Below are 11291 nucleotides of genomic sequence, written 5' to 3'. Positions count from 1 at the left end.
CCGATTGCCGCAGTGTCCTAGGTGATTTCAGGTCCGCTCGAAGGCGAGCGGTGCGATTTCGCCCACGACACTGCGGCAACGACGAATCGAACGCCGAATCCGATCAACACCAGATTGCAGACGATCTGAAGGCTCACGAGCCCCCGGGCAAGGTCCGTCTGCGCGGCGATGTCACCGAATCCGACTGTCGAGAAGACGGACAACGAAAAGTACAGCGCCGCCATACGCGACAGCGGTTCGGTGAAACTGCCAGGGCTTGCATGCTCGACCGAAAAATAGGTGATGGACACCAACAACAAGTACGTCGGCATCACCACCGCCACAGCTTCGACCGCCTGCAGAGATGGCACATCGGAACGCAGAATTCGCCACACCTGCCAGGTGGTCACGGCAAGTACCGCGGCGCCTCCACCGATCAAGAGGAAGATTGCACTGGCGGTATGTACATCGATCCACGGCAGAAAGAAATACGCGCATCCGAAGGCGATCACCGTCAGTGTGGGCCGAAGCACTGCACCACGGATCAGCGCGCGTCGTCGTTCCCGGTCGATGTGGGGAGAATCGCCTTTTTTCCGCATGAATCAATGATCGACAATTTCGCAGGTAAAACCACCCTTTCGGTCCGAAAAGGACGTCACGGAGACGAAAAGCACTGAGCAATCCTCACGAACCTTCTGTAACGTTCATATAACGGCGGTCGATTGAACATTGACCGGTATTGACTGTGAGGAGGTGTGCGATGAGTTGTTCACTGGGAATTTCCACTGGATCTTCCGGTGTCTATTCAGCACTCGTCGACACCGATACCAGCACAAACGCGCCAGGCGCCGTGCCTGCCGAGACTCGCTTCGTCTCGGCGGATCAGGCCAATTCCAACGTCGGTGACCTTGTCAGAGCATCCATCAAGCTGATGACGACGCAGGTAACGGACGGATCTGAAGCGCCGCGCTCGATCGGTGTCAGCTATCGCACGGACGATCAACTCGCGAGCATCAGGTCATCTCTTTCGCGCTCGCCGAAGCAGGTCCGTGCAATCCCCGAGCCTGCCGCCGTACACGCGTATCTCGCCGAGACAGGGAAAACCGAGCGGTACGACACGACAGCTCAGGTGGACGTCGGCGATCAAGGTCTGACGGTGTCCGTCGTCGACCACACCGGTGAAGTTCTGCACTCCGACCGTATAGACGCCCTCGCAGGGGCCGGAATCGACCGGGCATTCGTCGACTTCGTGACGGAGAAGGCGCCAGGGCACTTGCGCCGGTACACCGACGCGGAACTTCTTGCCGCCCGGTGCCATGTCGCCAAAGAGCAACTGTCCACGTCCACCAAGGTGACCGTCGACCTTCCGATCGACGCGATGGCGATCACGCGCGACGAGTTCGAGGCCATCATCGCCCCGGATATCGAGCGCGCCGTCACCTTCATCCGTGAAGTCGTGAAGGGCTCACCGCGGCCCGTCGGTGCCGTTGTACTCATCGGAGGTGGCGCACATATTCCGGCCGTGCGGTCCGCCGTCGCCGCTGCCGTCGACGTCCCCATGGTCGAGATCGTCGAGCCCGAGACTGCGGCAACCAAAGGTGCTGCGCTCCTGGCAGATTCGATCACCGCAATTCGTTTCCCGCTGCTGGGCTCCGGAAGTGACCAGCGCTCCGGATCCACCGCCAAGGTATCGGGAGCGTTGATCGGTGCGCTCGTGGTCGGCGGACTGGTACTCGGTTACGGCGCAAAGGAATTGGTACCGACCGACGACACCGCGGTCTCGCCCGTCGGAACGGGGTCGACCACGACGACGGTGAGCCCCGAAGCGACACCGAGCACCGGATCGACGATCATTCCGTCTCATGATCCTCTGCCCTCGGTAGCCGGCAGCACGTATCCTCGGTACGGGTATCCCACCACCCCGTTCGACTCGCAGCCTTACGACACGCACTCGTACACAACGCATCAGTACACACTTCCGCCTGCGCCGATCGCGGACACCTCGACGACAACCACGCCGCCGACCACGACAACGACCACTCCGAATTGGCCGACCATTCCCGGAATCACGCTGCCCGATCCACCGGCGTGGTGGCCGACGCTACCGGACACCGAGGCGACGCCCCCGGTCGATCCGACCGAGGCAAACCCCGGCGGCGGTCTCGGCCCGGGTGAGAGCGGCGGCGAGAACCCGACGACGCCGGAGACTCCTGGATCTGGTTCCACCGAAACCGAAATCACTACCCCTGGTGGTGGTGATCCGACGACGAAGCCCGGTGAACCGAATACCTCGATGCCCGAAAACGGTCCCGCGACCACACCGGATCGGGAACCGGCCCCGGTCGGCTGATTCTCAGTCGGCCGATTTTCAGTGCATCAGCTGGCTGACGGAGACCGACAGCCCCGGGTCCGTCGCAACACTCAATTCCGAAGGGCCTGCGCCGTTTCCGATCAGGTGAGCGGCCAACGATGCGATCATCACGCCGTTGTCCGTGCACAGTCGAGGTTTCGGAATGCGCAACGTGATGCCCGCTTCGGCGCAGCGCTGCTCGGCGAGTGAGCGGATACGCGAATTGGCCGTGGCGCCGCCGCCGAGAACCAACGTGTCGACCCCGACGTCCTTGGCTGCACGCACTGCCTTCATCGTCAGGACGTCTGCAACCGCTTCCTGGAACGAGGCAGCGATGTCCGGGATCGAAAAGGTCTCGCCTGCGCGCTCTTTCGATTCGACATAGCGCGCGACGGACGTCTTGAGTCCCGAGAACGAGAAGTCGTGCCGCGAATCGCGCGGCCCCGTCATGCCGCGAGGGAAGGCGATTGCGTTCGGATCTCCCTCTTGCGCAGCAGCATCGAGTGCCGGTCCACCGGGAAAGCCGAGTCCGAGCAGTCTGGCCACCTTGTCGAAGGCCTCACCGGCGGCGTCGTCGACAGTCGTGCCCAGTTCGACAATGGGCTTGCCCAGATCTTCGACGTGAAGCAGGTGTGTGTGACCGCCGGAGACCAACAATGCGACGCACGAGGGCAACGGACCGTGCTCGAGAGTGTCCACCGAGACGTGACCGCCGAGATGATTGACCGCATAGAACGGGATGTTCCATGCTGCCGCATAGGCTTTCGCTGCGGCTACACCGACCAGCAGCGCGCCGGCCAGGCCGGGTCCGATGGTGACGGCCAGCGCGTCGGGCTTCTCGATACCGGCGGCAGCAAGGGCACGGCGCATCGTCGGCACGATCGCCTCGAGGTGAGCCCGCGAGGCCACTTCGGGAACCACTCCCCCGTACCTGGCGTGCTGATCCACGCTCGATGCCACCTCGTCGGCCAACAATTCGCAGGTTCCGTCACCGTTCCAGCGGACGATACCGACACCTGTTTCGTCGCAAGAACTTTCGACACCCATGACGATCATGCTTGCTGCTCCTCAATTTCGCGGACACCGAGCACGGCAGGCCGTCTCATCGTGTACGCATCTGCCCCACTGGGCTGGTAGTACTTCTTTCGTGTTCCGACGATCTCGAATCCTTCGCGCCGGTACAGCGCGATGGCAGGTTGGTTGTCGGTGCGCACTTCCAGGAACACCGGGCACTGCCGTGAATCCGCCAGAGTCAGAAGCGCATCGAGCAACGCGCCGCCGATTCCGAGTCGCTGAGCCGAGGGATCTGTACCGATGGTGTGAACCTCGGCCTCCATGTTCGGCGACGCCCCCAACAATGCGACTCCGGCGTAGCCGAGGACGTGACCGTCAGGCTCCCGGGCAACGAAGTAATGATTATGTGCGCCTGCAAGTTCCGAGACGAACGCTTGTGCGCTCCAGGGTCCGTCGCCCGCGAACAACGCGCGCTCCAACTCCGCGCACCGTTCGGTGTCATCGACGTTCATCGGCTCGATGCTGTACTTCATCTGCTCTGCCTCACTTGCCACGTTCTGCAAGGGTCTTCGCGTCCGGGCGTCGGAGGTACAGCGGCTCCAGCGGGGCCGGAACCGAACCGGCCAGGATCTCGCGAGCAGCGACTGTCACCAACCCGGCCGGTGAAGGTGTCTCCGCCGGGTCGACGGGTAGATCGAAGAAGTCCACGTGCGAAGCGGATCCGGCAATCAGCGTCGAAGACGAAGGATCGACGTCGCCGGCGGAATTCACAGCCGGTCCTTCGACGCGCACTCCGCCGTCATAGCGCGCCCAGTAGATCTCGCGACGCCTCGCGTCAGTCACGACGAGCAGGCTCGGTGTGGTCGGTACCGCAGCCGCGATCGCATCGAGGCTGCACACGCCGTACACGGGAACACCGAGTGCGTCACCGAAGGCAGCGCCCGTCGCCATGCCGACACGCAGTCCGGTGTACGGCCCTGGCCCGACACCCACGACGACGGCGTTCAAGTCGGCCGGTGTGAGCCCTGCCTCGGCGAGGCATTCGAGGACGTGAGGGGTCAAGACCTCGGCGTGCGCACGAGGATTGACCGTGACACGCACGGCAAGCGTCTCCACTGTGTCCGGTGACTCTGCGTCCGGTGCCACTGGGTCCGGCGACGAAGCCGACAGGGAGACGACTCCGGCAGTGACTGCCGGAGTGGAGGTGTCAATTGCGAGAACAAGCACGATTTCTCAGGGTACCCGCACGTGAAGAACTACTTCCGGCCCGGGAGGGTCACGACGTCTGTGACACGAAACGCCGTTTCACGACGTCCAGGACCAACTCGCAGTCCGCACATCCGATTCGGGTTCCCGATGAAGCTGCACTCGCAGGTGCCGTTCGACGAGCCTTTCCACGACGTCACCACCCCATTCGACCACCACCACTGCATCGGTGAGGTCGGTGTCGAGGTCGAGGGCATCGAGTTCGTCGAGCGCATGCGGTCCGCTGTCTCCCAGCCGGTATGCGTCGACGTGGATCATGCCGACGGGAACTCCGCCGCCAGGGCGGGTGCCCGGACGATGCTCACGAGCGATGACGAACGTCGGGGACGTCACCCGGCCCTGCACCCCGAGCCCGGCGCCGATTCCGCGCGTCAACGCGGTCTTGCCTGCCCCGAGTGGACCGTCCAGCACCACCAGGTCGCCGGCAACAAGTCCCGCCGCCAAGCGTCGGCCGAAAGCCTCGGTATCCTCGGCCGTTTCCAACGTGATCTGTCCGGACACGGGAAGTCCCGTGGAGTTCTCAGCCGACATCGGACCGCTCTTCTACCTGCGCTCGCTGCACCAACTTGTCGATTGCGTCCGTCACGATCGCCGGGAACTCGAGCTGCACCAGATGGCCGGCCCCGTGAACTCGCACGAGTTCGGATTCGGGGAGATCGGCGGCGAGACGCTTGGAGCTGATGAACGGAATCATCATGTCTTGATCGCCGCAGATCACGACTGCCGCTGTGTGCGCGAGGACCTCGAGAGAAGCGGACTCGTCGTGCAGTTCCAACGTCCGCAGGAAATTGACGATGGTCACAACCGAGGTCCGGTCGAGCATGCCGTCCGAGAGTTCATGCAGCCGTGGGCTGACATCGGTGCCGTACGAAGCCGCACGCAGGATCGGCGTGATCAATACTCGCGCAGCGCCGCGGGCATGCTGAACTACTCCTGGTGAGGTGCGCACTGCCAACCGGAATCCGTCGATGATCGGATTCTGCAGATTGCGGGTCAGGCCGGTCTCGGCCAGGCCTGCCGCCGTCGTCGCGACCAGCCCCACGCCGATGACTCGGCCCTCGAACCATTCGGGTCGCTGACCGGCGAGCGCGAGTACCGTCATGCCGCCCATCGAGTGACCGACCAGAACTATCGGTCCCTTGGGTACCTTGGCCTCGACGACGGTCGCGAGGTCGCGGCCGAGCTGAGAAACCGTACAACTCTTCGAACGCGGCATGCCCGAGTCTCCGTGTCCGCGCTGGTCGTAGAACACCATGCGAACCTTGTTGCCCCATCGCTCTTCGAGCTGGCGGCGCTGGAAATGCCAGGACAGCGCACTCAGGCAGTATCCGTGCACGAAAACGACCGTCAGCGGAGCGTCGTCCGGTCCCACTTCGCGAACTGCCAGCTCGACACCGTCCTCGGTGCGCACCGTGCTCTTGCGGTCGCGCGTCATGAGGTCGAAATCCTCGTCCGCGTAGATTTCCCGGCCTGGACGCGTCGCGGTCTTGAATGCGTTCACACCGGCCATCGAGCCGAGCGCCACGGCGCTGAGCAGGCCACCGAGAATGCTCATCTTTCCTGCAGTCTTCATGACGTCTCTCCCCCGATGTACGTACGCACAGTGCGTCCACGTATCCCGGTCACGACCTCGTAGTGAATGGTGTCGAGTACGTCGGCCCAGGCCTGCGCGTTGGGTTCGCCGTGATCGCCGTTGCCGAAGAAGATCGCGGTGTCGCCTTCGCGAACTCCGTCACCGTCCGGACCCAGGTCCACCAATACCTGGTCCATGCAGATTCGCCCGACAGCCTGGCGACGCTTACCGCCCAACTGCACTTCGAACTTGCCACTCAGTGAGCGAGACAAACCGTCGGCGTAGCCGACGGGAAGCAGCGCAAGAGTGGTGTCGTGCGGTGCGACCCACTGATGCCCGTAGGAGACGCCCTCTCCGGCGGCTACCTTCTTCACCAGAATCACCTTCGCTCGCAGCGTCATCGCCGGTCGTAAACCGAAATCTCCGAGTTCGGGCACCGGAGACAATCCATATATCGCGATTCCCGGCCGAACCATGTCAAACCGCAGGTCAGGACGGGTGACTGTAGCAGCGGAGTTGGAAAGATGAACGACTTCGGGGTCGAATCCGCGAGCGCGGACGTCGGCAACCGCGTCGATCAAACGCTGCTTCTGCATGTCGATGACGTCGTGATGCGGTTCGTCCGAGTGCGCGAGGTGAGAGAACACTCCGCGCAGCCTGATCGTGCCCTCGTCCCGCGCAGTGGCGAGGTCGTCGAGCATCTGCGGCCACTCGGTTCTCGATACGCCGTTGCGATTGAGACCGGTGTCCACCTTGAGCGTCACCGTCGCCTGTTGTCCCAGAACCCGTGCCGCGCCGACGACAGCGGCCAGGTGTCGCGGGGAGGACACGCCGATCTCGACGTCCGATCGGATCGCCGAGGCGAAATCGGCGTCGACGCCGTGCAGCCAGGCAAGGACGGGAGCGGTGATGCCTGCCTCGCGAAGGACCAGTGCCTCCGCGATGGTGGTGACGCCGAGTTCCCGGGCTCCCGCCGAGAGCGCCGTCCGCGCCACCGCAACTGCGCCGTGGTTGTATCCGTCCGCCTTGATGACCGCCATCAACGCTGCATCCCCGGCAAATTCACGCAGAACACGCACGTTGTGCGCGATCGCGTCCAGATCGACGACTGCCTCCGTCTGCGGCCCTACTGCGTCGTCGAGTCGGCTCGCCTTCCCCTCCGCAGGCTCCTTCGGTGCTCTTCCCTGGGCAAGCGTCATGGCGACAATCCTGCCACCCACGCAGAATCGGACACGTGTTCGGGTTTGAACACCCTCAATCGAGGGCAAAAGAGCGAAGCACACGCACCGATTCCCGCAGACCTCCCAGCAGGGGTGAAGCCGAAATCGGTGCTCCGGCGACATCGCTCTGACCGCCGGCAGCGGCGATGTTCGCAGCCAACGCGTGAGCCCGCGCCCCGACGGCCCCGGCTTCGAGAGGGCTCAGACCCGCCGCCAGCAACGCACCGATCACACCGGAGAGGATGTCACCCGAACCTGCCGTCGATGCCCAGGAGCCGCCGGCGTCGTTGACCAGCACCTCACCGCCGGGATCCGAGATCACCGTCGTATGGCCCTTCAGCAGGACCGTGACTCCGAGGCGTGCGGCAAGAGCACGCGTGGCCGCGATCCTGTCGTCGCCAAGAGTTGTGAATCGAGCGAACTCGCCGGCGTGGGGCGTCAACAGTGTCGGCGCGGTCCGGGCTGCGACAAGTTCGGGACGCTGAGCGAGGAGGGTAAGTCCGTCCGCATCGACAACAACGGGTACATCAGTAGCCAGCACCGACGCCAGAAGTCGCGCGGCGTCGTCGTCGGTACCCATACCGGGGCCGACCACCCACGCCTGAACTCGCCCGGCGGCTCGGAACGTCTCACTCGCAATCACCTCCGGGAACCGGGCGAGCACCTCGGTGGCGCCGTGCCCGGCGTAGCGGACCAGGCCGGCGGTCGCGGTCACCGCGGCACCGGTACAGAGCACGCCCGCGCCGGGATACTGCTCACTTCCCGCAACGATGCCCACCACACCCTGCGAATACTTGTCGTCCTCCGGACCGGGCACCGGCCACAGCGCACCGACCTCCGCCGGATCGAGCGAACCGAATTCGGGTTCGCTGATGCTCAATCCGATGTCCACGAGTTCGACACGACCACACAGCGGAGCCGCGAGTACGTGTACCGGCTTGAGCGCACCGAATGTGACCGTCACATCAGCGGTCACCGACGGGCCGTCCACTGCGCCGGTGTTCGCGTCGACGCCGCTCGGAAGATCGACCGCCACGATCGGTGCATCCACCTGGCCGACGAGATCGGCCGCGTCAGGCCGTAGACCGCCGTGCCCGGAAATCCCGACGATGCCGTCGATCACCAGATCCGGCGACCCGACTTCGGCGGCGACTCGGCCGCCGGCCTTCAAGAGAGCATCGAGGCCCGCCCGATGAGCGCGCGCCGGATCGAGCAACACGGCCCGCACGCTCACACCTCGTTTGCGGAGCAACGCACCGGCCCACAGGGCATCACCGCCGTTGTCGCCCGTACCGACCAGCAGCGTCACCGACCGATGCGCGACCGACCCTGTACGGGAACGCAATTCGTCCGCGACTACTCGCGCAAGACCGTACGCCGCTCGACGCATCAGCACCCCGTCGGGCAGCTTGTCGAGCAGCGGCGCCTCAGCTGCTCGCACCTGATCGGCTGTGTAGTACCCACGCATGTCGGAACCCTTCAGTTGCCGTCGCTACCCTCGAAACCATGAAATCACGTCTTCGCCCGGCAATCGCGGCTCTCGTGCTCGCTCTCGGTCTGGTCGGGTGCAGTTCCGGCACCGACTCCACACCACCGGCTCCGGAAACGACGGCCAGCGGACCCGTGGTGACCATCTCCGGGATGGCGTACTCCCCCGCGTCCATCACCGTGAATGTCGGCGAGACGGTCACGTGGGTGTTCGACGACAACGGAATGGCCCACGACGTCAACGGCCTCGGGGACGCCAAGGGCAAACTCCGCAGTCCGCTCAAGAAATCGGGAACCTACACCTACACGTTCACCGAACCCGGAACCTACGACTACACCTGCACACCGCATCCCGAGATGCGCGGAACCGTCGTCGTCGAGACGCCGTAACGCGCTCGGGCCCCACAGTCTTGCGACTGCGGGGCCCGATTTTCTAGCGAAAGCTACTCGACCGTAACCGATTTCGCCAGGTTACGCGGCTTGTCGACGTCGTAGCCACGCGCCGCGGCAACCTCGGCCGCAAAGATCTGCAACGGAACCGTGGACAGCAACGGCTGCAGCAGAGTCGGTGACGCCGGAATCTCGATCAGGTGATCCGCGTGCGCCGCGGCGACGGTGTCGCCTTCCTCAGCGATGACGATAGTCGTCGCCCCGCGCGCCTTGATCTCCTGAATGTTGGACACCAACTTCGAGTGCAGGACAGCGCGGCCCTGCGGCGACGGCATGACGATGATGACCGGAAGGTCCTCCTCGATCAAGGCGATCGGGCCGTGCTTGAGCTCACCGGCGGCAAAGCCCTCGGCGTGCATGTACGCGAGTTCCTTGAGCTTGAGCGCACCCTCGAGCGCCACCGGGTAGCCGACGTGACGCCCCAGGAACAGCACGGTCGACGCGTGCGCGAACTGGCGCGCCAACGCGCGCACCGGTTCTGCCGTCTCGAGTACCTTGCTGACCAATGCGGGCATCGCTTCGAGGTCGGCGTACTCGCGGGCGACCTCGTCCGGATACTTGGTTCCGCGAGCCTGCGCCAAAGCCAAACCGACGAGGTAGTTCGCGGTCACCTGCGCCAGGAACGCCTTGGTGGACGCGACCGCGATTTCCGGTCCTGCCCGGGTGTAGAGGACTGCGTCGGCTTCACGCGGGATCTGTGCACCGTTGGTGTTGCAGATCGCCAGGACGCGTGCCTTCTGGTCCTTGGCATGCTTGACAGCCTCGAGCGTATCGGCCGTTTCCCCCGACTGCGAGATTGCGACAACAAGCGTCGAGCGATCGAGAACCGGGTCGCGGTAACGGAATTCGCTGGCGAGTTCGACCTCGACAGGTAGACGCGTCCAATGCTCGATCGCGTACTTCGCCAACAGACCGGAGTGGTAAGCGCTACCGCAAGCGACAACGAACACCTTGTCGACGTCGCGCAGTTCCTGATCGGACAACCGCTGCTCGTCGAGGACGATCTTCCCGTTCTCGAAGTGGCCGAGGAGCGTGTCGGCGACAGCGGTCGGCTGCTCTTCGATCTCCTTGAGCATGAAGTAATCGTGACCACCCTTTTCGGCGGCCGCGAGATCCCAGTCGATGCGGAACGGGCGTCCTTCTGCCTCGTTACCCGCGAAGTCGGAGATCCGGTAGCTGTCGGCAGTGATCACCACTGCCTGATCCTGTCCGAGTTCAACCGCATCGCGTGTGTGCTCGATGAATGCAGCGACGTCGGAGCCGAGGAACATCTCGCCCTCACCGACACCGACTACGAGCGGTGTCGAGCGGCGCGCGGCGACAATCGTGTCCGCATGATCAGCGTGCGTGAAGACGAGCGTGAACGCACCTTCCAACCGACGAACCACCGACAGCGCACTCTCGATGAAATCACCTGCCGTCGGCCCCTGGGCGTACGCCCGGGCGACGAGGTGAACCGCGACCTCGGAATCCGTGTCGCTCTGCAGTTCGACGCCTGCAGCCTCGAGCTCCGCACGCAGCGGGGCAAAATTCTCGATGATTCCGTTGTGAACGACAGCCAGCTTGCCCGAGGCATCACGATGCGGGTGCGCATTGCGGTCCGTCGGACGCCCATGCGTCGCCCAACGGGTATGGCCCATACCGGACGTACCGACGAAGTGATCCGCACCGTACTCGCCGAGCTCCGCCTCGAGGTTGGCCAACTTACCGGCCTTACGCTCGATCTCGACCCCACCGGTTCCGTCGAGAATCGCGATTCCCGACGAGTCGTACCCGCGATACTCCATTCGTCGCAAAGCCTCCACCACAACGCCCAGAGCTGGGCGGTGGCCGACGTATCCCACGATTCCGCACATGGTGACTCAGGGTACTTGGACATCGGCGGTGGGCGCATTTTGCGGTTCCCGCACCTGGTTGCGGCGTCCGCTCCGCATACACGAGGCGGCTCATC

11 protein-coding genes are annotated in these 11291 nt (G+C 64.2%); 2 read left to right on the top strand and 9 right to left on the bottom strand.

Annotated features, from left to right (window positions below):
- Nucleotides 1-17: 17 nt before the first annotated feature.
- Complete coding sequence (locus tag EHW12_RS09545; protein ID WP_054782245.1) at nt 18-578, bottom strand: potassium channel family protein; 561 nt, start codon at nt 576-578, stop codon at nt 18-20.
- A gap of 161 nt (nt 579-739) precedes the next feature.
- Between EHW12_RS09545 and EHW12_RS09540 the strand changes: the two genes are divergently transcribed.
- The gene (locus EHW12_RS09540; RefSeq protein ID WP_125050544.1) at nt 740-2329 is read left to right on the top strand and encodes an Hsp70 family protein; all 1590 of its coding nucleotides are present in this window, start codon (nt 740-742) and stop codon (nt 2327-2329) included.
- A gap of 18 nt (nt 2330-2347) precedes the next feature.
- On the opposite strand, the gene tsaD is transcribed toward EHW12_RS09540, so the two are convergent.
- The 7 genes from tsaD to EHW12_RS09505 form a co-directional block, all read right to left on the bottom strand.
- Nucleotides 2348-3385 carry a tRNA (adenosine(37)-N6)-threonylcarbamoyltransferase complex transferase subunit TsaD gene (gene tsaD / locus EHW12_RS09535; RefSeq protein WP_054827677.1) on the bottom strand — a complete coding sequence of 346 codons (1038 nt, stop codon included), beginning with the start codon at nt 3383-3385 and terminating at the stop codon, nt 2348-2350.
- Nucleotides 3382-3876: a ribosomal protein S18-alanine N-acetyltransferase gene (rimI, locus tag EHW12_RS09530; RefSeq protein ID WP_125052561.1), complete on the bottom strand. Its 495-nt coding sequence runs from the start codon at nt 3874-3876 to the stop codon at nt 3382-3384. Before rimI ends, tsaD begins: the two co-directional genes overlap by 4 nt.
- Nucleotides 3877-3886: 10 nt before the next feature.
- Complete coding sequence (gene tsaB / locus EHW12_RS09525; RefSeq protein ID WP_125050543.1) at nt 3887-4570, bottom strand: tRNA (adenosine(37)-N6)-threonylcarbamoyltransferase complex dimerization subunit type 1 TsaB; 684 nt, start codon at nt 4568-4570, stop codon at nt 3887-3889.
- 78 nt (nt 4571-4648) lie between these two features.
- Nucleotides 4649-5140: a tRNA (adenosine(37)-N6)-threonylcarbamoyltransferase complex ATPase subunit type 1 TsaE gene (tsaE, locus tag EHW12_RS09520; protein WP_003940673.1), complete on the bottom strand. Its 492-nt coding sequence runs from the start codon at nt 5138-5140 to the stop codon at nt 4649-4651.
- Nucleotides 5130-6182, bottom strand: a complete 1053-nt coding sequence (locus EHW12_RS09515) for an alpha/beta hydrolase (RefSeq protein ID WP_125050542.1) — start codon at nt 6180-6182, stop codon at nt 5130-5132. Before EHW12_RS09515 ends, tsaE begins: the two co-directional genes overlap by 11 nt.
- Nucleotides 6179-7381, bottom strand: a complete 1203-nt coding sequence (gene alr / locus EHW12_RS09510; RefSeq protein WP_003940721.1) for an alanine racemase — start codon at nt 7379-7381, stop codon at nt 6179-6181. Before alr ends, EHW12_RS09515 begins: the two co-directional genes overlap by 4 nt.
- A 55-nt stretch (nt 7382-7436) precedes the next feature.
- On the bottom strand, nt 7437-8870 hold the full coding sequence (locus EHW12_RS09505; RefSeq protein ID WP_070162778.1) for an NAD(P)H-hydrate dehydratase: 1434 nt from the start codon (nt 8868-8870) through the stop codon (nt 7437-7439).
- Between the two features lie 38 nt (nt 8871-8908).
- Here EHW12_RS09505 and EHW12_RS09500 point away from each other — a divergent pair, with 38 nt between their 5' ends.
- Nucleotides 8909-9280, top strand: a complete 372-nt coding sequence (locus tag EHW12_RS09500; RefSeq protein ID WP_125050541.1) for a plastocyanin/azurin family copper-binding protein — start codon at nt 8909-8911, stop codon at nt 9278-9280.
- Nucleotides 9281-9333: 53 nt separating this feature from the next.
- Here the strand turns inward: EHW12_RS09500 and glmS are convergent, their stop codons facing one another.
- Entirely contained in the window at nt 9334-11196 is a 1863-nt protein-coding gene (gene glmS / locus EHW12_RS09495; protein ID WP_003940837.1) for a glutamine--fructose-6-phosphate transaminase (isomerizing), read from the bottom strand.
- Nucleotides 11197-11291: the final 95 nt, after the last annotated feature.

The sequence above is a fragment of the Rhodococcus sp. NJ-530 genome, from assembly GCF_003860625.1.
In the GTDB taxonomy this organism is placed as follows: domain Bacteria; phylum Actinomycetota; class Actinomycetes; order Mycobacteriales; family Mycobacteriaceae; genus Rhodococcus_F; species Rhodococcus_F qingshengii.
Note: the sequence above shows the minus strand (reverse complement) of the source record. Positions and strands in the feature narration are given on the sequence as shown.

Coding starts and splice junctions, on each gene's coding strand:
- alr (WP_003940721.1), bottom strand. CDS start 7,381: ATGACGCTTGCCCAGGGAAGAGCACCGAAGGAGCCTGCGGAGGGGAAG.
- EHW12_RS09540 (WP_125050544.1), top strand. CDS start 740: ATGAGTTGTTCACTGGGAATTTCCACTGGATCTTCCGGTGTCTATTCA.
- EHW12_RS09505 (WP_070162778.1), bottom strand. CDS start 8,870: ATGCGTGGGTACTACACAGCCGATCAGGTGCGAGCAGCTGAGGCGCCG.
- tsaD (WP_054827677.1), bottom strand. CDS start 3,385: ATGATCGTCATGGGTGTCGAAAGTTCTTGCGACGAAACAGGTGTCGGT.
- glmS (WP_003940837.1), bottom strand. CDS start 11,196: ATGTGCGGAATCGTGGGATACGTCGGCCACCGCCCAGCTCTGGGCGTT.
- EHW12_RS09515 (WP_125050542.1), bottom strand. CDS start 6,182: ATGAAGACTGCAGGAAAGATGAGCATTCTCGGTGGCCTGCTCAGCGCC.
- tsaE (WP_003940673.1), bottom strand. CDS start 5,140: ATGTCGGCTGAGAACTCCACGGGACTTCCCGTGTCCGGACAGATCACG.
- rimI (WP_125052561.1), bottom strand. CDS start 3,876: ATGAAGTACAGCATCGAGCCGATGAACGTCGATGACACCGAACGGTGC.
- EHW12_RS09500 (WP_125050541.1), top strand. CDS start 8,909: ATGAAATCACGTCTTCGCCCGGCAATCGCGGCTCTCGTGCTCGCTCTC.
- EHW12_RS09545 (WP_054782245.1), bottom strand. CDS start 578: ATGCGGAAAAAAGGCGATTCTCCCCACATCGACCGGGAACGACGACGC.